The following is a 24,021-nucleotide window of genomic DNA, read 5'->3' as shown; positions in this document are numbered from 1 at the left end:
AAGTGTTTGTTTGGAGCGAGTATATTATTACCCGCTCCATTTTTTTATTTATTCTTCTTCAATTATACTTATTTCTTTTAAAATTAAAATTTTTTTCTCATCTTGCTCTTTTTCATAAGCAATCACATGTATTCTCTGTTCTGAAACTAAATCTTTTATATTATTCCCAAAATCATTCAAAACTACAGCTATTTTTTCTGTAGGGTTATTTTCTTCATTAGTCGATACTATATATTCTAAAACTAATTCATAATAACCCAATTCATTTGGTTTTTCAGAAATACTCAAGATTTTCCCTTCAAATTCAAACTCTCCATTCTCATTTTTTGTTGCTTGCAATTCTGAGTTCATTTGATAATCAAACTCAAAATCTTTTGGTGATTCTTCTAATGGATCATTTTTAGTACTAAAAGTACCTGCAAAAATCAACATTCCTAAAGACATAAGGCATAAAAAAAGTTGTAACTGTTTTTTTCATAGTAAACACCTCCATAAAATAATAAAATATAAGTTAAAAACATAATTATATTTTATTTACGAAGGCTTAAATTATTCTAAAATAAAGCTTAGATTTTAATAAAATTTAATTTAAAATAACCTTAAAATCAAAAAGGATACCAAAAATTTTTTAATAATGTATTTTTCAAGTATATTCCAACTATTATCATGCCAAAAGATATCATTAAAAATAAAAAGTCTATGATCGAAAAAGTTTTTTGATGATACCAAGTTCTTTTTTTATATCTTCCAAACCCCCTTAAATCCATAGCATTCGAAACAATTTCAACTCTGTTTAATGAAGATATTAAAAGAGGTATTAAAATAGTGACATAATTTTTTAATCTTTTGAATATCCCCGCATCTTTTTTATTAAAACAAACACCTCTTGCTTCTTGAGCATTTATTATATTTTTCATTTCATCTGTTACATCCGGTATATATCTTAAAGCTATATTAACTGCATAAGCTACTTTATATGGTATTCCTATTTTATTTAAGCTACTTGCAAATTCGCTTGGATGAGTTGTAAAAAGAAAAAGTAATGTAATTGGTAATATAGACAAATATTTTAAAGATAAAGTTAAAGAAAAAAATAGAGTTTCATAAGTTATATTTAAATTTCCAATTTCAAAAAAAGTATTATAAGTACCAGCAAGTTCAGACCCGTACTCTGGAGTTATAAGTAAGAGAAATATAGAATTAAATATAGTAAAAATAACAACAAACCAAATTAAAGTTTTTATCTTTTTAAAAGGTATTTGTGCCATTTTTAATAATATAAACCCTATAATTATCATACTCAAAAAGACTCTTAAGTCCATAAATAAAAATATAAAAACAGTCCAACATATTAAGAGCAAAAGTTTTACAGCACCATTTAAATTATGTATAAAAGAAGTTTTTTCTATATATAAAGATCCGGTTCTATTCATTTAAATCACCACTTAAATCTCTTGATATAAAAGAATTTATAAAGTTTTTCGAATTTTTTATACCACATATTTTTGCAAGTTTAGTTAAAGATGTTTCTTTTAAATTTGATTTTTCAATTATTTCTTCATTTGATAATATATTATATACCGTATCTTCTTTTAAAATTTCACCTTCACATAAAACAAGAGATCTATCAGAATATTCAAGGGCGAGGTGCATATCATGTGTTATTATTATTATGCTTTTTTCTGACATTTTCAATTCATTAATAAAACTCATAAAATCACGATAATTTTTATAATCTTGACCAGCGGTTGGTTCATCTAATATAATAATTTCAGGATTCATAACTAATATAGAAGCTATCGTTAATCTTTTCTTCTGTCCATAACTTAAAGCAGATACAGGCCAATTTCTATATTCATGTAAACCACATACTTTTAAAATATCATATACCTTTTCTTTTATATTTTTTTCATTTTCTTTAAAATTTCTAAGACCGAATGCTATTTCATCGAATATTTGAGTTTGAGTTATCATATGATTTGGATTTTGCATAACATATCCTATTTTCATTGCTCTTTCTCTAATAGTCCATTTATTTATATTTTCTTCTTTATAATATATATCTCCTTTTTGATGTTTTAATATTCCTGTTAAAACTTTCATCATTGTAGATTTTCCAGATCCATTATTGCCCAAAACAGATAGTATTTCACCTTTTTTTAATTCAAAATTTATATTTTTTATTGTATAAGGAGAATCATCAAAATATTTAAAATATACATTTTTAAATTTTATTAAAGTTTCTGATTCATTTATATTATCAATATTTTTTTCATTATATTTAATATTATTTAAAATTTCTTTATACTTAATAGTATTTTTGATATCACTTATTTGATCTTCTTTTTTTATATTTATTCCTAATTTTTTTATAGCTTCAACATACAATGGTTCTCTTAAACCATTAGATATAATAAAATCTCCAGATAATAGATTATCTGGTGTATCATTTGCAACTATCTCACCATTATTCATAACAATCATTCTATCAATATTATATTCCAAAACATCTTCTATTCTATGTTCTATTATAATTATAGTTTTTGAAGTTTTTTCATGTATTTCATTTATTATTTCCATGGCTCTTTTGCCACTGGCTGGATCTAAATTTGCAAGAGGTTCATCAAATAATAAAATCTCTGAATCAGATGCAAGTATTCCTGCCATTGATACTCTTTGTTTTTGACCTCCGCTTAAATTATGAGGAGTTTCATTTATAAAATTTATCATATCTACAGATAAAAGAGCTTTTTTAACAGATTCAAGCATTTCATTTTGTTCAACTTTATTGTTTTCATAAGTAAAAGCTACATCTTCTCCAACACTTAAACCAACAAATTGTGCATCTTGATCTTGTAATATAGTCCCAACATATTCACTTATTTTGAATATACTTTCTTTATGAGGAATTATATCTTTTATCTTTAAATTACCTTTGATATTTCCTTTATAAGAAAAAGGAATTAAGCCATTTATACAATGTGCTAAAGTGGATTTGCCGGATCCGCTAGGTCCGGCAATTAAAACTTTTTCACCTTTTTCTATAATTAAATTTATATTTTTTAAAGTATTTTCTTTAACTCCCAGATACTGGAAATAAAAATTTTCAAATTTTATAATTTCCAATTAAAAAACCTCCGATTATTCTTTTTCCAAACTTCCTTTTGAATTTCTTTTTGCCAAAGCAATTATAGCAGGAATTCCAACCACTGCGATAACAACAAAGTTAGAAATATTTGCTAAAATTATTTGAAGCCATACTTTATCAGCTGGTTCACCATACAAGAAAACATCTCCCAAATAAGAAACTACACTTCCAGCTAATATTCCAAAAATTGAATATAAATACATTTTAATTATATGTGATTTATTAATTTGGCCTGTTTTAACACTAAAAGATTTATTTAAGAATATAAATCCTGCAAATAATCCTATCATTGCTGACATAAAAACCCAACTCCACCAAACCGAACCATACATAAGTGCATCATTTAAAGCATGACCTATAAATCCTACAAGAAAACCAACTATTGGTCCATATATTGCACCAAATATAACTAATAATGCTATAGCAATTCTAAAAGATGTATTAGGTCCTATTGGTATTGATAAAAAAGACACAGCTGCAAATAAAGCCGCTCCTATCCCAATAGCAACAACATCTTTTGTACTTATAGAAGCTTTTTTTCCTTTACTTTTTGCAAAAATATAAACTCCCAAACAAATCAAAACAACTATTATCAAAGATATTAATCCCTGCATAGTAGCTAATGACTTAAAAAATCCCATAAAAATCCCTCCTAATGTTTTTTACATCCACCAAGATGTTTTAATATTTTACCTAAAAAGTTAATATTATATCTCTCAAAAAAAAATAAAGTACACCAGTCAATACTGATAGATTTATCAGTATTCTGGTGTATTTTGCTCATCAGTTTATTTTTTATATAATATCTTTTTAACAAAAGATATTATACATCATTTGAAATATTAATTCAAGATATAATAATATATAATATATTCGATATAATCTTAAATATTAAAAAATAATATAAAAAAATATAGATATAAAATGTGAAAAACTTCCAAATAATACAAAAATATGCCATACTGCATGATGATATTTAAATTTTCTCCAAATATAGAATATAGTTCCGATAGTATACAATATTCCTCCAATTACTAACCAAATAAAACCCCAAAATGGTAAGTTTAAAAAGATTTGTTTTATTCCTATAATTATGATCCAGCCCATTAATATATAAATGAATGTACTAAGCATTACATGTTTTTTTAAAAAAAAGATTTTAAAAAGTATTCCTAATACTGCCATACCCCATACTATCCCAAATATTGTCCAACCTAAAGGTCCTCTTAATGTAACTAATGTATAAGGTGTATAAGTTCCTGCAATTAATAAATATATTGATATATGATCAAAAATTTCAAAAATATGTTTTGCTTTTCTATTAGTGAGAGCATGATATAAAGTAGAAGAAGTATACATAATTAGTAATGTAGACCCAAAAATAGTTGTACTAACAATTTTCCAAGGATCTCCTTTAATAGATGAAAAAACAATCATTAAAACTAAAGCTGCCAATGAAAATAAAATTCCAATTCCATGAATTATTGAATTTGCTATTTCTTCGCCTTTGGTAAATTTTTCATAATTATCAAAATCAAACATATTTGCCTCCCAATTATAAATTTATTTCTTATTTATTATATCAAAATAATTTATAATATTTTTAATATAAAAATGACAAGTTTGGACAGATTTTTAATTTAAAACTAATATATAATGGAGATGATCTTGTGAAAAAGAGTACTCAAATAGATTGGAATAAAAAAAGATGGGGTGTATGTATGAGTATTCCTAAAAAAATTAAAGAAGATTTTGGATTGAAATATTATGAAACTCCTGGTGGAATGTATGCTATTTTAACCCATCAAGGTTCTTATGAAGAAATTGGAAATATCTGGGATAAATGGAGAAAAGAATGGCTTCCAAATAGTGGATGGAAGTTTGATTCAAATAGACCTTCTTTTGAATGGTATCAAAATAGTTTTACACAAGTTCAACCTGAACTATTAATAACTTATCTATGTGATCCTGTTATTAAAGTAGAGTTATAAAAAATATTTTATCATAAATTAGAAGTTAATATATATTTGTTTATAGAGACGCCATAAGCGTCTCTTTTTTAATTAAATAATAATATTTTTTTCATTTTATTAAATATTAGCAATTTATATCATCAAAAAATTTAATATATTTTAATATCAATATAAATTTAAAACATAAAACTTAAACTTGACTTTATATGTCAGAAATAGAATTATTATATCATATGATTGTACTATATATTGTACAATTTTTTCTCAAATCATATAGTGGGAGGGTAAAGTATGTTTGAAGAATGGAAAGGTTTTAAAGGCGATTTATGGAAAAAAGAAATTAATGTGAGAGATTTTATTCAGAATAACTATACTGAATATACCGGGGATGAAAAATTTCTTGCAGAAGCAACAGAAAATTCAAAGAAACTTTGGAATAAATTATCTGAAATGTTTAAAGTTGAGAATGAAAAAGGTATATATGATGCAGAAACATCAGAACCATCACAAATAGACAATTATGGTCCAGGTTATATTGAAAAAGAAATCGAAAAAATAGTTGGTGTTCAAACAGATAAACCATTAAAAAGAGCAATTTTCCCAAATGGTGGACTTAGAATGGTAAAACAATCACTTGAAGCATATGGTTATACTCTCGATGAAACCACTGAAAAAATATATACTAAGTACAGAAAATCACATAATGATGGTGTATTTTCTGCTTATACAGATGAAATAAGAGCTTGTAGAAGATCTGGTATTGTTACAGGATTACCAGATGCATATGGTAGAGGTAGAATTATTGGTGACTATAGAAGAGTTGCTTTATATGGTGTAGACAAATTAATAGAAGAAAAGAAATTTTTACTTTCAGAGAAATATAATAAATATGATATGGATGAAGAATTAATATTAAAAAGAGAAGAATTTTCGGAACAAATAAAAGCTTTGAATGCTTTAAAAAATATGGCTTTATCTTATGGTTTTGATATTTCAAAACCAGCTAATAATTCAAAAGAAGCTATTCAATGGACTTATTTCGGATATCTTGCAGCTGTTAAAGAACAAAATGGAGCCGCAATGTCTTTAGGTAGAGTTTCTACTTTTTTAGATATTTATATAAAGAGAGATCTTGATGATGGAATAATAGATGAAAAAACAGCTCAAGAATATATAGATCATTTTGTAATGAAATTGAGAATCGTTAGATTTTTAAGGACACCTTCTTATAATGAATTATTCTCAGGTGATCCAACTTGGGTTACAGAATCAATTGGTGGAATGGGTGTAGATGGTAGAAGTCTTGTAACAAAAACTTCTTTTAGATTTTTAAATACTTTATATAATTTAGGTTCTGCACCAGAGCCTAATATGACAATTTTATGGTCTGAACGTCTTCCAGAAAATTGGAAAAAGTATTGTACAAAAGTTTCAATAGATACTTCAGCTTTACAATATGAAAATGATGATTTAATGAGACCCGAATTTGGAGATGATTATGGTATAGCTTGTTGTGTTTCTCCAATGAAAATAGGTAAACAAATGCAATTTTTTGGTGCAAGAGTAAATCTTCCAAAAGCTTTATTATATGCAATAAATGGAGGAAAAGATGAAAAAACAGGTGTGCAAGTTGCTCCAAAGTATGAACCTATAAATTCCGAATACTTAAATTATGAAGAAGTAAAAGAAAAACTTCAAAATATGTTGAAATGGTTAGCTGGAGTTTATGTTAAAGCATTAAATATAATTCATTTTATGCATGATAAATATTCCTATGAAGCAGTACAAATGGCTTTACATGATGCTGAAGTTATAAGAACAGAAGCATTCGGTATTGCAGGATTATCTATAATAGCTGATTCTCTTGCTGCAATTAAAAATGCTAAGGTAAAAGTAATAAGAAATGATGTTGGTCTTGCTATCGATTATAAAATAGAAGGTGAATATGTAGCTTTTGGAAATAATGAAGATGAAACTGATAATATTGCAGTTGAAACTGTAGAATATTTTATGAATGAACTTAGAAAACATAAGATGTATAGAAACGCAGTACCTACTCAATCAATTTTAACAATAACTTCAAATGTAGTTTATGGTAAAAAAACTGGAAGTACTCCTGATGGAAGAAAAGCTGGTGAACCTTTTGCACCAGGCGCAAATCCTATGCATGGTAGAGATAAAAGAGGAGCTGTTGCTTCATTATCTTCTGTTGCAAAACTTCCGTTTGAACATGCAAATGATGGAATTTCATATACTTTTGCAATTACTCCATCAACTTTGGGAAAAACAGATGAAGAAAGACAAAAAAACTTAATTTCATTATTAGATGGATATTTCACACCTAATGGTGGTCAGCATTTAAATGTAAATGTTTTTAATAGAAATCTTTTAATAGATGCTATGGAACATCCAGAAAATTATCCTCAATTAACTATTAGAGTTTCAGGTTATGCCGTTAATTTTGTAAAACTTACTAAAGAACAACAACTAGATGTTATAAACAGAACAATAGCAGAAAGAATTTAAAATAATAACTGTCGTAATATAAAAAATAATTACGGCAGTTTTTTGTTGAGAAGGTGATTTGCTTTGAATAGACTAATTGGAGAATTACATTCTTTTGAATCTTGTGGAACTGTAGACGGACCTGGGTTAAGATTTGTAATTTTCATGCAAGGTTGTCCTTTGAGATGTAAATTTTGTCATAATCCAGATACTTGGAATATAAAAGAAGCTAAATATCATAGATCACCAGAATTTGTGGTAAATCATGTTTTAAAGTACAAAAGCTTTATAAAAAATGGAGGAGTTACAATAACAGGCGGAGAACCTTTTATGCAAATAGATTTTTTAAAAGAAATTTTAAAAAGATTTAAACAAGAAGGATTGCATACTGCTGTAGATACTTCAGGATATATATTCAATGATAAGGTTAAAGATGTTTTAAAATATGTAGATTTAGTACTTCTTGATATTAAAGCTATAGATGAAAAAATATATAAAAATATAACAGGAGTTGAATTAAAACCTACTTTAGAATTTGCAAAATATTTATCAGAAATAAATAAACCTACTTGGATAAGACATGTTTTAGTTCCAACTTTGAATGATAAAGAATCATTATTAAATGATCTTGCTGATTTCATAAAAGAACTTAAAAATGTTGAAAAAGTAGAAATACTTCCTTTTCATAAAATGGGAGAATATAAATGGCAAAATTTAGGATTAAAATACGAATTGTCAGATGTTTTACCACCAGATAATAATAAATTAAGAAAAGTCAAAGATATTTTTATTAGTAAAGGTATTATTGTTTGACTATATAAATTAATTATGATATAATAATTTAATAAAAAATATATAAGGTGATCTATATGATTAATAATATTAAAAATTTTAATATCGTTTTATCCTCCAACTTACAGCATCGTTTTGATAGCTGTGAGTTTGTTAATTTATTTTAACAAATTTCAAATATCTAAAATGATGCTATTTTTATAGCATCATTTTTTTTTATAAAAGGAGATGGTAACAGTGTTAGACATAAAATTTATACGAGAGAACCCGAAAGAGGTAAAAGAAATTTGTAATAAAAGAAATATAAATCTCAATATTGATGAATTGATATCTTTAGATAATGAATTCAGAAATATAAAAAAAAGAATTGATGATTTGAGACAATTAAAAAATAGTTTAAATGGTCCCAAAAATTCACAAAAAATAAAAGTTTTAAAAGAGGATTTAAAAAAATTAGAATTAAAATTTAAATCTATAACAAATAAAAGGAATTATTATTTAGATAGAATCCCTAATATTCTTTCAGATGATGTTCCCATTGGTTTAGATGAAAAAGATAATATAGAAATTTATAAATATAATGAAAAAAAAGTTTTTAATTTTATACCTTTAATACATGATGAATTATGTGTAAAAAAAGATATTCTTGATATTAAACAAGGTTCAAAAGTTTCTGGTAATGGTTTTTATTATTGGAAAAATAAAGGAGCAATCGTTTTAAGGGCATTAATTAATTATGCCATAGATTTTTTATTAGAAAAAAATTTTGAATTGATGTTTACTCCAATATTAACAAGAAAAAAAAGTCTTTATGGTACAGGATTTATACCTTTCATTTCTGATGAAAATTATAAAATAGAAGATGAAGATTTAAATTTGATTGGAACTTCTGAACAAACGCTCATTTCTTATAATATGGATAAATTATTAAAAGAAAAAGATTTACCTATTTTATATACAGCTTATACTCCATGTTTTAGAACTGAATCAGGTTCTTATGGAAAAGAAAGTAGAGGTATATTTAGAGTACATCAATTTAATAAAGTAGAACAAATTTGTTTTTGTAAACCAGAAGATTCAGAAAAATATTTTGATTTCTTAATCAAAAATTCAATTGATTTTATGAAAAGTCTTGATTTACATTTTAGAGTTGTAAATGTTTGTAGTGGAGATTTAGGAGCTCCTGCTTTTAAAAAATATGATATAGAGTCTTGGTTTCCAGGTTTTAAAGCATATAGAGAAACTCACTCTGGTTCTAATATATTAGATTTTCAAAGTAGAAGACTTAATATCAAATACTTAAAAAATGATTTATTTATTTATCCACATACATTAAATTGTACTCTTGTAACTGATAGAACTTTATTAGCTATAATTGAACAAAATCAAACTGAAGATGGTAGAATATTAGTACCAGAACCTTTAAAGAAATATTTAAATTTTAATTATTTTTAATGGAGGGATTTTATGACTTTAGAAATATCTGTTGATCTTTTAGAATCTGCAATAATTGCTAATAATGCTGGAGTTGATAGAATAGAATTATGTTCGGATTTAAGTCTTGGTGGAACTACTCCATCATATGGTCTGATGAAAAAAGCCAGAAAATTGATAGATATAGAACTATATCCAATAATAAGACCTCGTGCTGGAGATTTTCTTTATAATAAATTTGAATTTGATACTATTAAAGAAGATGTTATCTTAGCAAAAGATCTTGAAATGGATGGTGTAGTGATTGGATTTTTAGATAAATTTGGTAATATAGATAAGCTTAAAACTAAACAAATTTTAGAATTGGCTTATCCATTAAAAGTAACTTTTCATAGAGCAATAGATAGATCTAAAGATATTTTAAAATCTATAGATGATTTAATAGATGTTGGAGTAGATAGAGTTCTTACTTCCGCTGGGAAAGATAAAGCTTATGATGATTTAAAAATGATGGAACAAATAGTTAAAAGAGCTAATAATAAAATTAAAATTATGGCTGGAAGTGGTATTTCAGAAGAAAATATACTTTCTATATTAAACACTGGTGTTGATGATATTCATATGTCAGCAAAAAAAATATTTGAATCAAATATGATATTTAAAAAAGAAGCTTTAATTGGATACATGGATGATGATAAAATTTTTAAAACTGATTTAAACAAAATTAAAAATATAAAAAATATTATAAAATCCGCATAGTTTAATACTATGCGGATTTTTATATTTCATGTTTTTATTCTTCATCTGCTGTATTTGGTATTACACATATAAATTCTAAATCTGTTTTTCCAACATTTTTAAATTGATGCTCTATTTCTGGTGGAACAAAAACATAACTTCCTTCTTCCACAACAATATACTCTTCACCATTAAATACTTCTGCTTTTCCTTTTACTATAAAAACCTCATGTTCCCAATTATGACTATGTTTAGGTGAATGTCCACCAGGTTTAACAGTAAAAAGTCTCATAACAAAATTCGGTGCTTCTTGTTTACTTCCTATGAGTATTCTTTTTTCAACATTTTTAACGGTTTCATTGTTTATTAGTATTGGGGCAACATTTTTTGCATTATCTGTAATAACTTTTTTCATAATTTTTCACCCCTTTAAAATGTTATTGTGATATGAGAACAACTTTTCTGTAAGGTTCTAACCCAACAGATTTAGTTTTTATTTCTGGATGGTTTTTTCTTATATATTCATGTACAGTCTTTCTCTCAAATGAAAACATTGGAGCAAGCTCTACTTCATTTTTTTGTTTTTTTACTTTTAATGCAGCTTGTTCTGCTATTTCTTCTATTTTCCTTCTTCTCTTTTTTCTATATTCACCAATATCGAGTTTTATATCTACTTTAGTATCTGTCATTCTATTTATATATATCATTATTAAATGTTGTAATGCACCTAATGTTCTACCATGTTTTCCTATGAGTTTACCAAGTCCATCACCATCTAAATATATAACAATAGTTTTTCCAAATACTTTTATATTGGTCTTTATATCTTCATCAAAATGAATTAATACTTCTGATAAAAATTCTTTTATTTTATTGACTAAAAAGTTTTCATTTATAAAAGCGTCTATAATTATAGGTTTACTTCCTATTCCAAATAAAAAACCTTTACTTGATTCTTGTATAACTTTATAGGATATTTCATTCTTTTCAACCCCAAATTCTAATTGCGCTTTTTCTAAAGCTTCTTCTAGGTTTTTAGATGTAAATTGCTGTGACTTTATTTTAATCATTAAATTCACCTCCTAACAGGTTTAGGGCCGAGTCCAAATAGTTCTCTAACAGATATTCCTTTTATACCATGTCTCTTATTATTATAGAAAGTCATAAGAACTTGAATAGAAGCATTTGTAGCATAGTAAAGGAATACACCTGCTGGCAAATTAGCAAGGAATATAGGGAATATAACTGACATACCTATAGATTGCCAAGCCATCTTTGAATTTTGAGAACTTAAAAGTGCGTTTAAAATATATGCTATTAATGATATAACTATTAATAGTAAGTTTGTTACAAAACCACCTTCTGAAAGATCATTCCAAATTAAGAATTTTGGATTATATGCAAAACTTTCTCCAAAATATTGTATAGTCTGCCAAAGTATTAAAAAGACTGGCAATTGTATCAATGCTGGCAAACATCCTCCAGCTGGATTAATTCCTTTTTCTCTATAAAGTTTCATCATTTCTTCTTGTTGTTTTTGAGGATTGGAATATTTCTTTTTCAATTTATCTACTTCTGGTTGAATTTCTCTCATTTGAACCATAGACTTTGTTTGTTTATGATATAAAGGATACAATACTAATCTTATTATAACTGTAAATATTATTATAGCCCAACCAAAATTTCCAGTTATATTATAAAGCCACCATAAAAATTCAACAAACCAATAAAAAATAGATGATAACCAACCTAATGCTCCAACTTCTTTTAACATGGTTTTTATGTCATTATAAGTATTTTCAGAAAAGGTTTCTTTTACAAAAGTCCTTTTAAATGGTCCCATATAAATTTTTGCATTTGTTTTCCCCTGTGTATAAAAACTTAAATTATTTTCAATTTTAGATGGTGCATCAATTGCAAATAAAGCTTTAAACTTCTTACCAGTATCTGGTAATTTTTCTATATAAGAAATCATTCTTGAATCCATAATTCTTATTCCAGGTTGATAAGAAATTGTAGGAATTTTTACATATCCCTCTAAATTATTTAGTTCTAAATCAAAATGAAAGTTTGGATCATTATAAAATCTATAAGTTTTAACTCCTGTATTTCCATAAAAATAAGATACTTCTATAAATTTTTCATCTGCATCGATTCTGTAACTATAATTATCTGGCAAAATTTCTTCTTGAGTTTCCGGATCAATAATATCGAATGAATCATTTAAATATTCATAAATAGTATTGAATTTTTTTATTTTAAATTCTACAACGGAAACATTTTTCATATGCCCTAATTTGTCAAGTTCAATATTCATAAGTTTCATATCAATCTTCAAAGAATTATCGGTCGCATTCTCAGTAACATCTATAGATGGTAAAGCAAATGCAAAAATACTTAGGACCAAAAGTCCTATTATTAATAAATACTTTTTCAATTCAAGCACCCCTTCTGGTCTTATTGTTATCATTTACTTTGCTTAAAAAGAACGAAAATTTTACTGGCACTGGATCTTCACCACCAGGATTAAAAGGATGACATCTTAAAATACGTCTGAGACCGAGATATAACCCTTTAAAAACACCAAACCTTTCCACAGCAGTATATGTGTAAGTGGAACATGTTGGTGTAAACCTACAGGTTGGAGGTTTTAAAGGGGATATGATTTTTCTATAAAAATCTATGAGCGCGAGTACTATAAATTTCATTTTATCTTACCCACAACATTAAAAATCATATTTTCAATATCATGATAATTTACATTTTTAAAACAATCAGATAATCCTTTTCTTGGTATAAATAAAATATCATAGCCAGATGGAAAATCTTCTTTGTTTTTTCTGTAAACTTCCTTTATATATCTTCTAACTTTATTTCTGAGATGAGCTTTCCCAAATTTTTTTTTGACTGATATTCCAATTCTACAATGATCAAGTCCATTCTCTTTGTAAACGAGAACAAAATATGAAGAAACTGCTCTTCCCTTATCGTTAAAAAGATTCTTGAAATCTCTTCTTAGTCTCAGACGTTCATTTTTGTATAATCTTTGAGTGTTCATCCTTAAACTGCTAATCTTTTTCTTCCTTTAGCTCTTCTTCTTCTCAATACACTACTACCAGCTTTTGTTCTTTTTCTAACTAAGAAACCGTGTGTTCTCTTTCTTTTTATTCTTGATGGCTGATATGTTCTTTTCAATGTACTTACCTCCCTTTATATATTCTACAAAATTTAGATTTTTCTCAACATTAATTATAAACATAAAAATGTTTTAATGTCAATAAATATAAGTAACAATAATGATTTGAAATAAACATCAAACCAAATTATTATATCACATTATACCGTAAAAAGTATAGAAAAAATTTATTGTTTTTCTGTTAAAAGTATGTATGAAAAGCGTCTCAATAGAAAGATATTTTTAACATAAAGATTTAATAACAATAATAATAACAAAACTTAATTTAATTTATATATTATATAATAATGTTATATAATAATATTAGGAGCGTGTTTTTTATGAAAGCAAGTTATGAGTGTTTAAACTGTGTCGCCAAAAATGGACTTAATTTAATCAATAAAGTAAAAAAAATAAATGATTATACTGAAGAAGAGCTATTTAATGCTTATAAAGATATTTTAAAAAGTGTTGTAGATAATTCTTTTTATGGTTTAAAACCCATTGAAATATCTTTAAATATGTATGATAAATTTTATGAGTTATTTGGGAAAAGGGATTATTATGAAAATGAAAAAACTAATTCTAATCAAATTTTTCTTGAAATGTATGATGATTTATTAGAATTTTGTAGAAATAGTAAAAATCCTATAAAACTTGCCACAAAATTATCTGCAGTGGGAAATCTTATAGATTATGGCATAAAAAATTCTTTTGGAGAACTAGAATGGGAAATAGAAAATTTAACAAAAAATAGAGAATTTAGTATTAATGATTTTGATATTTTAGATGAAAAATTAAAAAATGCAAATTCATTGCTATTTATTCATGATAATGCTGGCGAAATTGTACTTGACAAGATACTAATAAAGGTGATAAAAGATAAGTACCCAGATTTAATGATTCATTCAGCAGTCAGAAGTACTCCAATAATAAATGATGCTACTTTAAAAGATACGGAAGAGATAAATTTAAAAGAAGTTTCAATTCCAATTGAAAGTGGTTCTATATATCCTGGAACTATTTTATCTAATGTAAATACTGCTTTTAAAAATATTTTTGATAATTCAGATGTTATAATTTCAAAAGGACAAGGTAATTTTGAAGGACTTGAATTTGAAAATGGAAATATTTTTTATATATTAATGGCAAAATGCAAAACTATAGCAGATGTTCTTGGTGTTAATGTTGGTGAAATAGTATTAAAAAACCTTTAAATCTAACCGGGAGGGGATATAGGTGAAGAAAGTAGTAGGACTATTTATCATTTTATTAATCGCATTATCTTTATTTGCTGAACCTGTTCAGTTGACTGTTCTCCATGTAAATGATACACATGGACATGTATGGTCTTTTGATAAAGATATCGGAGGATTTGCAAGAATTGCAACTATTGTTAATGATGTAAAAGCTGAAGTGGAGAAAAAGGGTGGTCATGTTTTATTCTTACATGCTGGTGATGTTAACACAGGTGTACCAGAATCAGATCAATTAGATGCTATACCAGATTTTGTAGCTTTACATTATATGGGTGCAGATGCAATGGTTCTTGGTAATCATGAATTTGACATTCCTCTTAACACTTTAAAAATGCAACAGAGATATGCAGGATTTCCTTTTTTAAGTGCTAATTTTGTAGATAAAAATTTATATCCTATTTTTGATCCTTATATAGTTAAAGATTTTGGAAATTTAAAAGTTGGTATTATCGGCTTAACAACAGAACAAACAACCGTATTAGAATCTCTTTATCTTGAAAATAATATGTTTTCAAGTGCTTATGAAGCTTTAAATGATTATATGCCTGTTCTTAAAGAAAAATCAGATATTCAAATAGTTTTGAGCCATTTAGGTTATTATAGTGGTAACAAACCTAATCTTCCAGTTGGCTATACAACATCAAATGAAATTGCATTGAATAGAAATGATATAGCTTTGATAGTTGATGGTCATTCTCATACTTTATTGGAAAATCCTGAAATGATAAACAATACCATATTAACTCAGTCAGGAGAATGGGGAAAATATGTTGGAAGAGTTGATATGTGGATAGAAGATGGAAGAGTAATCGATTGGAAAGCTCAGCAGATACCTGTGAATTCACAGATAAAAGAAGATCCTTTTATAAAGATGATAGCAGATATGTATTATAATATGGGTGCTGAAAAATTGAATGAAAAAGTTGGAGTAACTAATGTATATCTCGATGGCGAAAGAAATCATGTTAGAAGTGGAGAAACCAATTTAGGTCATTTAATTGTTGATTCTATGGTATGGAAAACAGATTCAGATTTTGGTTTTATGAATGGTGGAGGTATAAGAGCTTCCATTGATAAAGGTGATATTTCTTATAGGGATATATTAACAGTTCTTCCTTTTGGAAATACAGTTTATGTTATGAAATTAAATGGAAATACAGTAAAAGAAGTATTAGATTTTGCAGCAACAATACCAGATGGTCAAGGTGCAAAATTACATGTTTCAGGTGTAACCTTTGAAATAGTAGATGGAAAAGCTAATAATATAATGATAAATGGAGAACCTCTCGATATCAACAAAGTATATAATGTAGCAACAAATAATTATTTAGCATCTGGTGGAGATGGCTATAAAATGTTAAAGGGTTTAAATGGTTATGATACAGGTTTTGTAGCTGCAGATGTTTTAAAAGAATATATAATGCATTTAGGAACTATAGAAAATTCTAATATTGAAAAAAGAATTATTGTAAAAAATTAAAAATCAATATGTTCGAATAGGAGACATTTATAAAATGTCTCCTATTTTTTAGGTCAATTAATATTACTTTTGAGATGCCCAATCTGCTGGATAGGTAACATATAGAAATTTAGCGTAATCTGGCACACAAAATTGTATTGATGATCCTTTAGGTATAAATATTACATTTCCGGCACTGGCCTTAACTTTTTTGCCGTTTATATTGATTTCAAGTGTACCTTCTATTATATAATCAACCTCATCATATTCTAAAGTCCAATCGAATGTTGTCTCTTTCATTTCCATTAAACCTGCTCCAAGTCTTGGACTTTCTTCTAATGTTAATATATCTTTTAAATAAACTTGATCTCCTTCTTTTCCAGTATCAAATTTTTCTGGTTTAACTGTATTCATATCAACAGAAAGAATTCCTGACAAAGGTTCTATATTTTTCTTTATTTCCGAATTATTTTTTAATCCTTCTGTTAAAATTTCTCTAACTATATTTTCTATAATTTCTTTATTTATTTCCATTTTAACAACTCCTTATTCTTTTACAAGAGAACTTCTTGAAGCTATAAAACAAGCTAAAACAACTGCAGTAATTCCACCAACAAGTTTTCCAACAATCATAGGAAATATCATACCTTTCTCTACACCGGCGGTAAAACCTAAATGGTCTCCAAACACAAAAGATGCACTAACCGCAAAAGCTACATTTATTACTTTTCCTCTTGCATTCATATCTTTCATCATACCGAACATAGGAATGTTATTAGCAAGCGTTGCAACCATACCAGCAGCAGCTATTTCATTCATTCCCAAAGTTTTTCCTAATTTCATTAAAGGTTTTTTAAATACTTTAGTTATAACATATACCATAGGAAATGCTCCAGCAAGTACTATTGCTATATCTCCCACTACTTTTATACCTTCAGATATTGGTTTCATTCCAGGTATTATAACAAGACCTGTTAATGTTTCTATAATTATAGCAGCAAGACCAAGAGTTATTATTATAACTACTATTTTTCCAAAAACATTGAAACCTTTTATCATTTTTTCAGGGATTAATTTTAACCCAATTGCTATTAAAACAGCAAATATTATTATAGGTACTAAATTTCTTAAAATCATTATTATACTGTATCCAGCAACGAGTCCACCAACTAAAGTTCCAATTGGTATAGTTATTATACCTGCTAAAACTCCAGTAGCAAGATATTTATGATCTTCTTTTTTTATTATTCCCAATGCAACAGGTATTGTAAAAACAATAGTTGGTCCCATCATAGATCCAAGAATTATTCCAGCAAACTTTCCTGCTTCTTCTGTTAAAGCAAGTTCCATAGCTAATGGATACCCACCCATATCACAAGCAAGCAATGTTGTTGCAAACATTGAAGGATCTGCTCCTAAAAATTTATAAACTGGTACTATAACTGGTTCTAATATATTTTTTAATACCGGTGCCAATGAAATAACTCCAACCATAGCAACTGTCAAAGCTCCCATAGCCATGAAACCTTCTTCAAACTTTTCACCCAAACCAAATTTGTTTCCTAAACATTTATCAATAGCTCCTAAAGCCATAAATACAACCATTATATCTATTATAATAGTATTTATTATTTCCATTTGTTTTCCTCCCCATTTTATAATTTACTTATTAATTCTGTATCAGGATTTGCTATTACACTTGTTTGTAATCTTTTTTTATCTATGCCCCCAAATATTGCCTGTTCTACAGAACTAAGATCTCCATTTATTATGAAATAGCATTTTCCACCTATCATAATCGATGGATTTAATTTTAGTAAATTTACATTATTATTTTTTAAAATTTTATTAAGACTATTAATACCTGTAACTATATCTAAAGATTCTACTATACCTATTGCACCACTTTTATATGTATCAAATTTATTTTTTAAGCCATCTATTAATTTTTGATGAGCATCTGAAATTAACAAATTCCCTATTAAATTTTTATGTCTTTTTATACTAATAATTGCATCATTTACATTTTGAGTATCTGAACATATTATTATAATAAATTTCCCTGGACATTTTGTTTTACATTGTAATAGTTCAACATCATAATCTTTTAATAATTTGTCCGCTATTTCATAACCAAAAGCTATTGATCTTGTTTCTATTATTCCAATTGATTTAAACATAATATAATCACCTTTATTTTAATAATCCTTCATCCACTTCAAGGCTATCTATTATCCCAACAATTACTGCATCAATTGGTATATTTGTATTTTCAAGAGAATTCCTTGCCGAACTTCCTTTTGTTATTAGTACAGTATCCCCTATTCCAGCACCAATCATATCTGCTGCAACAAATTGATTATCTGTTTGAGTGTTACATTGTTTAACAACTAAAAATTTAAATCCATTTAATTTTTCATCTTTTCTCGTAGCCCATATATTTCCGATTACCTTTGCAATAATCATATTTTTTCCTCCTGACTTTTAGTCAGTCTTATTTTATGTATTCTTATATAATCTTTTGCAAGAGGGGTTATTATGGATTTATTTCCAATATTTATTTTCGATCCATTTTTTAATCCTAATTTTTTTAACTCATTTTCTGTTATTAATTTATTTTTTAAAATTATTGAATCTTCTTCTTTAACTTCATTTTTATATTTTGTATTAATGTTTATATTTTCTTTTATATCTATTTTTTCATCTAATATTATTATTCCGATATTTTTTATATTTTCAATATTTTGATTAAAAATTTTATATAAATTTGTGTTTTTAGTATTATTGAATTTTTTTAATTCTATATCTTCAGAAAATAAAAATATTTTTTTATCCTTCAGAAGAGATTTTAAAATTAAATCTTCTATTTCATTTATTATTATTCCATTGGCCAAATGTGAAATCATCTTTAAATCCATTTTTCCTAAATAAATTTCATCAAAATCTTTTAATTCAAGATCTTCAGAATAATGAATTATTTCATAATCTGTTAATAAATCATCTAAACTTTTAAATCCTTCATTTAAAACCAATAATTTCTTTTTATTTTTTAATTTTAATCTTTTAATTACCTCAACAGTTATTAATTCAACTAATTCTTTAGTATTCAAGTTTTTCCCCACCTTATAGCTACTTTTTTATAATTGCTAAAGTGTCTTTCTTGAATCCACATGCATTTGCTTCATCATAATCTATATGCATAAAAGTTTTATAATTATCACTAACTCTTATAACTACATCCTCAAATATTAAAGGTCTATTTGAAAAAATTTTTACATTTACTATTTCTTCATCTTTAACTCCATGTTTTTTAGCATCTTCTGGAGTCATATGAATATGTCTTTTAGCTATTATTAGTCCTTCTTTTATTTCTAATTCAGTTTTTTCTGTTTTTATCTTTATTGAACCAGAACCTTTTATATCTCCAGATTCTCTAATTGGAGCATTTAATCCCAATGGTCTAAGATCTGTTTTAGAAACTTCTACTTGAGTATTTTTTCTAACAGGTCCTAAAATAACAACATTTTCTATTTTTCCTTTTGGACCTATTAAGGTCACTCTTTCTTCACAAGCATATTGACCAGGCTGTGAAAGATCTTTAGTTTTTGTTAATTTATAATTTTTTCCAAATAATAACTCTAAATGTTCCTGAGATAGATGTACATGTCTTCCAGAAGCTTCTACTTTTATAAATAATTCATTTATAACCTTATCAGTTATTTTCTCTATAATTTTTTCCATTTATAGTACACCTCTTAAATTTAATTATATTTTCCAGATAAATATTTAAACATCATTACATATAAGCAACTACTTAATCTATTTAAATATTTTATTATATCAAGTCTACTTATCTCATTTTCTGAATTAGAAAAAGCATTGTACGCACTTATTTCAGTTTCTCTTACAAGACTTCTAATAGAGTTTAAATATATTACATAATCTCCCATGGTATATTCAGGAAAAATATGCCCTATACCAAAATATTTTTTAGGATAATGTGACATTTCATGTATTTCTTCTTCATTTAAACCTATAAGGTTAAAATCTTTTAATTCTTCATCTAATACTTCTGCTCTTAAAATTTTTCTTACAAAAATAAGAACATCTTCTAAATCTTTTAATAGTTTTTCTTTTTTATTATTTTTACAATATACTTGAACTTCTAATATTTTAGATTCTAAACTATCTATTTTACCTCTAAAAATTATTCTTTTATGATTTTTTGGGACAAGATTATTACCAAATAATTGAGTAAGATGTTCAGGTTTTTCATCATAATAACCACCATATATATATTTAAACTTTGGTGTATTTTTTTTATTTTCTTTTTCATCTTTAAATACTTTATTCAATTCCTTTTCTCTAATGAGTTTTATTTTCTTACCATCTATTAACTCTTTAGCTGAAGGAGTTATTATAGTTTTATCATCTATTATTATTTTATCTTTGTTTTCTTTTATAATTTTTTTCACTTCATTTTCGGTTAATAAACTCATTATTTCACATCCTTATAAAATGGCTGTCTCAATTTTTTGTTTGAGACAGCCTTATAATTATTAACCTTGTACTTTAGGTAATATTGCGTCTACTTCAGAATGTGGCCTTGGAATTACATGTACAGATACTAATTCCCCAACTCTTTCTGCTGCTGCTGCTCCTGCATCAGTTGCTGCTTTAACGGCTCCTACATCACCTCTTACCATTACAGTTACTAATCCACCACCAACATGTTCTTTACCTACTAATGTTACATTAGCAGCTTTCACCATTGCATCTGCTGCCTCTATTGAACCTACTAATCCTCTTGTTTCTACCATACCTAATGCATTTGAACTTGGCATTTGTAAAACCTCCTTTGAGATGAATAATTAATTTAATTTAATTTAATTTAATTTATTTTTTCTTTTAATTTTTGTACTATTTTTTCAACTATTAAATTTACATAATCTTCAGAAATTGTATTATTGTTTTCATTTGAATCTTTATTTTCTTTTAAATCTTCAAGTTCACGTATTCCATATACTGCTCTTCTTATATTTATTAAGTTCATAGGTCCTATATTATCTGATGTAGCACTTCCTCCAACAGCACCACATCCAAGTGTTAATGCAGGAACTAAATTTGTTGTTCCTCCTATTCCACCCAATGAACCTGGAGTATTTATTAAAATTCTTGATACTGGTTTTTTCAATGCAAATTCTTTTATTATTTCTTCGTTTTCACTATGAATTATCATTGTATGGCCAGCACCTTCATTGTATAAAACTTGAATACATCTGTCACATGCCGATTTCCAATCTTTTTCAACATAGAAAGCAAGTATTGGAGCTAATTTTTCTCTTGAATATGGATATTTAGGACCAACATTTTCTTCGTAGGCTATCAATACCTTTGTATTTTCAGGAATCTTTATTCCAGCAAGATCAGCTATAACTTGTGGACTTTTACCAACTATTTGAGGATTCATAGTTCCATTTGATCTCAAGATAAATTTAGACAATTTGTCTGCTTCTTCTTTTGTCATAAAATATGCACCTTGAGCTTTTAATTCTTTTACAACTTTTTCTTCAGTTTCTTTTTCTACAACAATGGATTGTTCAGAAGCACAAATAGTACCATTATCAAATGTTTTACTATCTATTATTCTTTTTACAGCTAATTTTATATTTGCAGATTTTTCAATAAAAGCTGGTCCATTTCCCGGTCCAACACCTATTGCAGGAGTACCCGAACTATAGGCAGCTTTTACCATAGCCGAACCACCTGTTGCAAGTATAAGAGAAACATCATCATGTTTCATCAATTCTGTAGTTCCTTGCATACTTGGAATACTTATACAAGAAATAGCATCTTCAGGCATTCCTGCTTTTAAAGCAGCTTCTTTTATAACTTTTACAGTTTCTAATATACATTTTTTAGCATTTGGATGTGGTGAAAAAACTATTGAATTTCCTGCTTTTAAAGCTATCATTGCTTTATAAATTGCAGTTGAAGTTGGATTTGTTGATGGAATTAATCCAGCTACAACTCCTACTGGTACAGCAATTTCTAATATTTTATTTTCTTTATCTTCATTTAAAATACCTACAGTTTTTAAATCTTTTATATTTTCATAAACCACTTTACTGGCAAATGTATTTTTTACTATTTTATCCTGATATTTTCCAAATCCAGTTTCTTCATGAGCCATTTTAGCCAATTTTTCTCTATTTGTATAACCAGCTTCTGAAATTGCTTTTACTATTTTATTTATCTGTTCTTGATTCATATTAGCAAGAATTTTTTGAGCTTCTTTTGCTTTTTTTACTAAATCTCTTACTTCTTGTATTGATAATAAGTCTTTATCCTGCAACATCATTTATTCCCCCTTTTATAATAACGGGATAATTCTTCTATTAATTTGTCTTTTCTTGCATACTTTATTTGTTTATTTGACATTGAACTTTTTATATTTCTTACCATTCTTCTAAGTTCTTCCACAGTTTTTAATTCAAGTTCTTCTTTTGTAAATATAATTTTATTATCTGTTTCTATTTTTGAAACTTCACTTTTTTCTTCTTTTATTATTTCTTTTTTTGATTCAGTTTTTATTTTTTTATTTATTTCTAATATTTTTTTTAATGAATCATCTGGTTTAGCGATAACATGGCTTGATACATATACATTCAAATTTTTAGTTTTTTCTTCTGCAACATCTACAGCAGCTTTTATAGCTCCTACATCACCTGTTAATTTTACACATACTAAACCACCTCTTACCTTTTCACAGTCAATCAATTTAACATTTGCAGCTTTAAGTGCTGAATCGGCAGCTTCAATAGCACCCAAATATCCATATACTTCTATTAAACCCAAAGCATTCATTATTATTTAGCCTTAATAATTTGTAGGATTTTCTGCTACTTGTTGAACTGCTTGTGCAAATGCATCACATGCTGCCTTACATGCCGATTGACTTCCCGTTAATAATGCTCCACCAAAATTTGTTTCTGAAGGAGGTCCATATAATGTAGCCATTTTAACATCTGCCGCTTTTAATGCAGCATCTAATGCATACATTGCTTCAAGAGGTGGTGCTATTAAATAAGCTATAGGTTCTCCTTCTTGTATTCCAGCTGTCTCTGATAAAAATGATCCACTTCTCGATACGCAATGAGCATAATATGTAATTGAATCATCTTCATTTGCTGATATAAAATGTGCTCCGCTTTCAATAAAGTCTATCGCAGCATTCAATCCACTTCTTACTTCTGCTGGATTTGGTCCTGCTATAATACCTATAACTTCACCAGCAAGTTTAGTATTTGCATTCGCAGAACCACCATACATAGATTTAGCATAAACAACCTCAACATCTGCTGCTTTTGTTGCTTCATCTAAAGCAGTGTATGTAACATCATCTATATCAGCACTTATCAAACCTAAACTTTTATGATGAGATTTTAATTTTAACTCATTTGCAAGATCAGGACTTACATTTGATATTATTTTTGTACTCAATACTTTTGCATATAAAGCATCATTTTTCATAAGTT

At 26.8% G+C, this 24,021-nt stretch carries 29 protein-coding genes; 7 read left to right on the top strand and 22 right to left on the bottom strand.

The features are described from left to right. Positions 1 to 48: 48 nt before the first annotated feature. The 5 genes from PWP28_RS00440 to PWP28_RS00420 form a co-directional block, all read right to left on the bottom strand. Positions 49 to 429 carry a hypothetical protein gene (locus tag PWP28_RS00440; RefSeq protein ID WP_308644036.1) on the bottom strand — a complete coding sequence of 127 codons (381 nt, stop codon included), beginning with the start codon at positions 427 to 429 and terminating at the stop codon, positions 49 to 51. 176 nt (positions 430 to 605) lie between these two features. Then, positions 606 to 1,433 (bottom strand): energy-coupling factor transporter transmembrane component T, encoded by an 828-nt coding sequence (locus PWP28_RS00435; protein ID WP_308644035.1) that lies wholly within the window; start codon positions 1,431 to 1,433, stop codon positions 606 to 608. Further along, positions 1,426 to 3,120, bottom strand: coding sequence for an ABC transporter ATP-binding protein (locus PWP28_RS00430; protein ID WP_109604125.1), 1,695 nt, complete (start codon positions 3,118 to 3,120; stop codon positions 1,426 to 1,428). Before PWP28_RS00430 ends, PWP28_RS00435 begins: the two co-directional genes overlap by 8 nt. A 21-nt stretch (positions 3,121 to 3,141) precedes the next feature. Beyond that, positions 3,142 to 3,789 (bottom strand): ECF-type riboflavin transporter substrate-binding protein, encoded by a 648-nt coding sequence (locus tag PWP28_RS00425; RefSeq protein WP_109604087.1) that lies wholly within the window; start codon positions 3,787 to 3,789, stop codon positions 3,142 to 3,144. Positions 3,790 to 4,039: 250 nt separating this feature from the next. Beyond that, positions 4,040 to 4,690: a hemolysin III family protein gene (locus PWP28_RS00420; RefSeq protein ID WP_109604086.1), complete on the bottom strand. Its 651-nt coding sequence runs from the start codon at positions 4,688 to 4,690 to the stop codon at positions 4,040 to 4,042. 128 nt (positions 4,691 to 4,818) lie between these two features. On the opposite strand from PWP28_RS00420, the gene PWP28_RS00415 reads away from it, so the two are divergent. The 5 genes from PWP28_RS00415 to PWP28_RS00395 all read left to right on the top strand — a co-directional run bounded on the left by PWP28_RS00415 (position 4,819) and on the right by PWP28_RS00395 (position 10,611). Continuing rightward, positions 4,819 to 5,139, top strand: coding sequence for a GyrI-like domain-containing protein (locus tag PWP28_RS00415; protein ID WP_109604085.1), 321 nt, complete (start codon positions 4,819 to 4,821; stop codon positions 5,137 to 5,139). Between the two features lie 273 nt (positions 5,140 to 5,412). Further along, positions 5,413 to 7,647 carry a formate C-acetyltransferase gene (pflB, locus tag PWP28_RS00410; protein ID WP_305081776.1) on the top strand — a complete coding sequence of 745 codons (2,235 nt, stop codon included), beginning with the start codon at positions 5,413 to 5,415 and terminating at the stop codon, positions 7,645 to 7,647. A gap of 63 nt (positions 7,648 to 7,710) precedes the next feature. Further along, the gene (gene pflA / locus PWP28_RS00405; protein ID WP_109604083.1) at positions 7,711 to 8,439 is read left to right on the top strand and encodes a pyruvate formate-lyase-activating protein; all 729 of its coding nucleotides are present in this window, start codon (positions 7,711 to 7,713) and stop codon (positions 8,437 to 8,439) included. Between the two features lie 216 nt (positions 8,440 to 8,655). Further along, a complete protein-coding gene (gene serS / locus PWP28_RS00400; RefSeq protein WP_305081774.1) occupies positions 8,656 to 9,873 on the top strand; it encodes a serine--tRNA ligase in 1,218 nt (405 codons plus the stop codon). A gap of 12 nt (positions 9,874 to 9,885) precedes the next feature. Continuing rightward, a complete protein-coding gene (locus tag PWP28_RS00395) occupies positions 9,886 to 10,611 on the top strand; it encodes a copper homeostasis protein CutC (protein WP_109604081.1) in 726 nt (241 codons plus the stop codon). A gap of 34 nt (positions 10,612 to 10,645) precedes the next feature. Here PWP28_RS00395 and PWP28_RS00390 read toward each other — a convergent pair whose 3' ends face one another. From PWP28_RS00390 to rpmH, 6 genes are read right to left on the bottom strand one after another with little or no spacing between them, the layout of a single operon-like run. After that, the gene (locus tag PWP28_RS00390; RefSeq protein ID WP_109604080.1) at positions 10,646 to 11,005 is read right to left on the bottom strand and encodes a cupin domain-containing protein; all 360 of its coding nucleotides are present in this window, start codon (positions 11,003 to 11,005) and stop codon (positions 10,646 to 10,648) included. A 22-nt stretch (positions 11,006 to 11,027) separates the two neighbouring features. Further along, positions 11,028 to 11,660 carry an RNA-binding cell elongation regulator Jag/EloR gene (gene jag / locus PWP28_RS00385; protein WP_109604079.1) on the bottom strand — a complete coding sequence of 211 codons (633 nt, stop codon included), beginning with the start codon at positions 11,658 to 11,660 and terminating at the stop codon, positions 11,028 to 11,030. Positions 11,661 to 11,665: 5 nt separating this feature from the next. Further along, complete coding sequence (gene yidC, locus PWP28_RS00380; RefSeq protein WP_158274763.1) at positions 11,666 to 13,027, bottom strand: membrane protein insertase YidC; 1,362 nt, start codon at positions 13,025 to 13,027, stop codon at positions 11,666 to 11,668. Between the two features lies 1 nt (position 13,028). Further along, a complete protein-coding gene (yidD, locus tag PWP28_RS00375; RefSeq protein WP_109604077.1) occupies positions 13,029 to 13,298 on the bottom strand; it encodes a membrane protein insertion efficiency factor YidD in 270 nt (89 codons plus the stop codon). Continuing rightward, positions 13,295 to 13,648 carry a ribonuclease P protein component gene (gene rnpA / locus PWP28_RS00370; protein ID WP_305081772.1) on the bottom strand — a complete coding sequence of 118 codons (354 nt, stop codon included), beginning with the start codon at positions 13,646 to 13,648 and terminating at the stop codon, positions 13,295 to 13,297. The genes yidD and rnpA overlap by 4 nt, the downstream gene beginning before the upstream one ends. Positions 13,649 to 13,650: 2 nt before the next feature. After that, the gene (gene rpmH / locus PWP28_RS00365) at positions 13,651 to 13,785 is read right to left on the bottom strand and encodes a 50S ribosomal protein L34 (protein WP_109604076.1); all 135 of its coding nucleotides are present in this window, start codon (positions 13,783 to 13,785) and stop codon (positions 13,651 to 13,653) included. Positions 13,786 to 14,106: 321 nt separating this feature from the next. Between rpmH and PWP28_RS00360 the strand changes: the two genes are divergently transcribed. Together PWP28_RS00360 and PWP28_RS00355 are read left to right on the top strand one after the other, a co-directional pair. Next, entirely contained in the window at positions 14,107 to 14,982 is an 876-nt protein-coding gene (locus tag PWP28_RS00360; RefSeq protein ID WP_158274762.1) for a DUF89 domain-containing protein, read from the top strand. Positions 14,983 to 15,004: 22 nt separating this feature from the next. Further along, positions 15,005 to 16,504 carry a 5'-nucleotidase C-terminal domain-containing protein gene (locus tag PWP28_RS00355; protein WP_308644034.1) on the top strand — a complete coding sequence of 500 codons (1,500 nt, stop codon included), beginning with the start codon at positions 15,005 to 15,007 and terminating at the stop codon, positions 16,502 to 16,504. Positions 16,505 to 16,567: 63 nt separating this feature from the next. On the opposite strand, the gene PWP28_RS00350 is transcribed toward PWP28_RS00355, so the two are convergent. Genes PWP28_RS00350 through eutL form a run of 11 tightly spaced genes read right to left on the bottom strand, consistent with a single transcriptional unit; the run spans position 16,568 to position 24,016 of the window. After that, on the bottom strand, positions 16,568 to 17,017 hold the full coding sequence (locus tag PWP28_RS00350; protein WP_109604073.1) for a cupin domain-containing protein: 450 nt from the start codon (positions 17,015 to 17,017) through the stop codon (positions 16,568 to 16,570). Between the two features lie 12 nt (positions 17,018 to 17,029). Next, positions 17,030 to 18,121 (bottom strand): ethanolamine utilization protein EutH, encoded by a 1,092-nt coding sequence (gene eutH, locus PWP28_RS00345; protein ID WP_109604072.1) that lies wholly within the window; start codon positions 18,119 to 18,121, stop codon positions 17,030 to 17,032. Positions 18,122 to 18,138: 17 nt separating this feature from the next. Next, positions 18,139 to 18,663 (bottom strand): BMC domain-containing protein, encoded by a 525-nt coding sequence (locus PWP28_RS00340; protein WP_264150395.1) that lies wholly within the window; start codon positions 18,661 to 18,663, stop codon positions 18,139 to 18,141. 13 nt (positions 18,664 to 18,676) lie between these two features. Next, entirely contained in the window at positions 18,677 to 18,949 is a 273-nt protein-coding gene (locus PWP28_RS00335) for a EutN/CcmL family microcompartment protein (protein WP_109604070.1), read from the bottom strand. Then, positions 18,946 to 19,593 carry a hypothetical protein gene (locus tag PWP28_RS00330; RefSeq protein ID WP_109604069.1) on the bottom strand — a complete coding sequence of 216 codons (648 nt, stop codon included), beginning with the start codon at positions 19,591 to 19,593 and terminating at the stop codon, positions 18,946 to 18,948. The genes PWP28_RS00335 and PWP28_RS00330 overlap by 4 nt, the downstream gene beginning before the upstream one ends. 19 nt (positions 19,594 to 19,612) lie before the next feature. After that, a complete protein-coding gene (gene eutD / locus PWP28_RS00325; RefSeq protein WP_308644033.1) occupies positions 19,613 to 20,224 on the bottom strand; it encodes an ethanolamine utilization phosphate acetyltransferase EutD in 612 nt (203 codons plus the stop codon). Positions 20,225 to 20,244: 20 nt separating this feature from the next. Beyond that, complete coding sequence (locus tag PWP28_RS00320) at positions 20,245 to 20,982, bottom strand: cobalamin adenosyltransferase (protein WP_109604067.1); 738 nt, start codon at positions 20,980 to 20,982, stop codon at positions 20,245 to 20,247. Positions 20,983 to 21,042: 60 nt separating this feature from the next. After that, on the bottom strand, positions 21,043 to 21,327 hold the full coding sequence (locus PWP28_RS00315) for a BMC domain-containing protein (RefSeq protein ID WP_109604066.1): 285 nt from the start codon (positions 21,325 to 21,327) through the stop codon (positions 21,043 to 21,045). Between the two features lie 47 nt (positions 21,328 to 21,374). Further along, positions 21,375 to 22,844: an acetaldehyde dehydrogenase (acetylating) gene (locus tag PWP28_RS00310; protein WP_308644032.1), complete on the bottom strand. Its 1,470-nt coding sequence runs from the start codon at positions 22,842 to 22,844 to the stop codon at positions 21,375 to 21,377. Further along, on the bottom strand, positions 22,841 to 23,350 hold the full coding sequence (locus PWP28_RS00305) for a BMC domain-containing protein (RefSeq protein ID WP_308644031.1): 510 nt from the start codon (positions 23,348 to 23,350) through the stop codon (positions 22,841 to 22,843). The genes PWP28_RS00310 and PWP28_RS00305 overlap by 4 nt, the downstream gene beginning before the upstream one ends. A gap of 12 nt (positions 23,351 to 23,362) precedes the next feature. Next, positions 23,363 to 24,016 carry an ethanolamine utilization microcompartment protein EutL gene (gene eutL / locus PWP28_RS00300; protein ID WP_109604063.1) on the bottom strand — a complete coding sequence of 218 codons (654 nt, stop codon included), beginning with the start codon at positions 24,014 to 24,016 and terminating at the stop codon, positions 23,363 to 23,365. Positions 24,017 to 24,021: the final 5 nt, after the last annotated feature.

The organism is Oceanotoga sp., from assembly GCF_030445905.1.
Lineage (GTDB): Bacteria > Thermotogota > Thermotogae > Petrotogales > Petrotogaceae > Oceanotoga > Oceanotoga teriensis.
This window is presented reverse-complemented; position numbering and strand designations above follow the sequence as displayed.

Excerpts from the sequence above, each read along its gene's own strand:
- PWP28_RS00320 (WP_109604067.1), bottom strand. The coding sequence starts at position 20,982 with ATGAGTTTATTAACCGAAAATGAAGTGAAAAAAATTATAAAAGAAAAC.
- eutD (WP_308644033.1), bottom strand. The coding sequence starts at position 20,224 with ATGGAAAAAATTATAGAGAAAATAACTGATAAGGTTATAAATGAATTA.
- pflB (WP_305081776.1), top strand. The coding sequence starts at position 5,413 with ATGTTTGAAGAATGGAAAGGTTTTAAAGGCGATTTATGGAAAAAAGAA.
- PWP28_RS00420 (WP_109604086.1), bottom strand. The coding sequence starts at position 4,690 with ATGTTTGATTTTGATAATTATGAAAAATTTACCAAAGGCGAAGAAATA.
- PWP28_RS00435 (WP_308644035.1), bottom strand. The coding sequence starts at position 1,433 with ATGAATAGAACCGGATCTTTATATATAGAAAAAACTTCTTTTATACAT.
- rnpA (WP_305081772.1), bottom strand. The coding sequence starts at position 13,648 with ATGAACACTCAAAGATTATACAAAAATGAACGTCTGAGACTAAGAAGA.
- PWP28_RS00425 (WP_109604087.1), bottom strand. The coding sequence starts at position 3,789 with ATGGGATTTTTTAAGTCATTAGCTACTATGCAGGGATTAATATCTTTG.
- yidD (WP_109604077.1), bottom strand. The coding sequence starts at position 13,298 with ATGAAATTTATAGTACTCGCGCTCATAGATTTTTATAGAAAAATCATA.
- eutL (WP_109604063.1), bottom strand. The coding sequence starts at position 24,016 with ATGAAAAATGATGCTTTATATGCAAAAGTATTGAGTACAAAAATAATA.
- PWP28_RS00360 (WP_158274762.1), top strand. The coding sequence starts at position 14,107 with ATGAAAGCAAGTTATGAGTGTTTAAACTGTGTCGCCAAAAATGGACTT.
- PWP28_RS00305 (WP_308644031.1), bottom strand. The coding sequence starts at position 23,350 with ATGAATGCTTTGGGTTTAATAGAAGTATATGGATATTTGGGTGCTATT.
- PWP28_RS00315 (WP_109604066.1), bottom strand. The coding sequence starts at position 21,327 with ATGCCAAGTTCAAATGCATTAGGTATGGTAGAAACAAGAGGATTAGTA.
- PWP28_RS00335 (WP_109604070.1), bottom strand. The coding sequence starts at position 18,949 with ATGATTATTGCAAAGGTAATCGGAAATATATGGGCTACGAGAAAAGAT.
- jag (WP_109604079.1), bottom strand. The coding sequence starts at position 11,660 with ATGATTAAAATAAAGTCACAGCAATTTACATCTAAAAACCTAGAAGAA.
- PWP28_RS00310 (WP_308644032.1), bottom strand. The coding sequence starts at position 22,844 with ATGATGTTGCAGGATAAAGACTTATTATCAATACAAGAAGTAAGAGAT.
- PWP28_RS00340 (WP_264150395.1), bottom strand. The coding sequence starts at position 18,663 with ATGTTTAAATCAATTGGAATAATAGAAACAAGATCAATAGCTTTTGGT.
- PWP28_RS00350 (WP_109604073.1), bottom strand. The coding sequence starts at position 17,017 with ATGGAAATAAATAAAGAAATTATAGAAAATATAGTTAGAGAAATTTTA.
- eutH (WP_109604072.1), bottom strand. The coding sequence starts at position 18,121 with ATGGAAATAATAAATACTATTATAATAGATATAATGGTTGTATTTATG.
- PWP28_RS00390 (WP_109604080.1), bottom strand. The coding sequence starts at position 11,005 with ATGAAAAAAGTTATTACAGATAATGCAAAAAATGTTGCCCCAATACTA.
- PWP28_RS00395 (WP_109604081.1), top strand. The coding sequence starts at position 9,886 with ATGACTTTAGAAATATCTGTTGATCTTTTAGAATCTGCAATAATTGCT.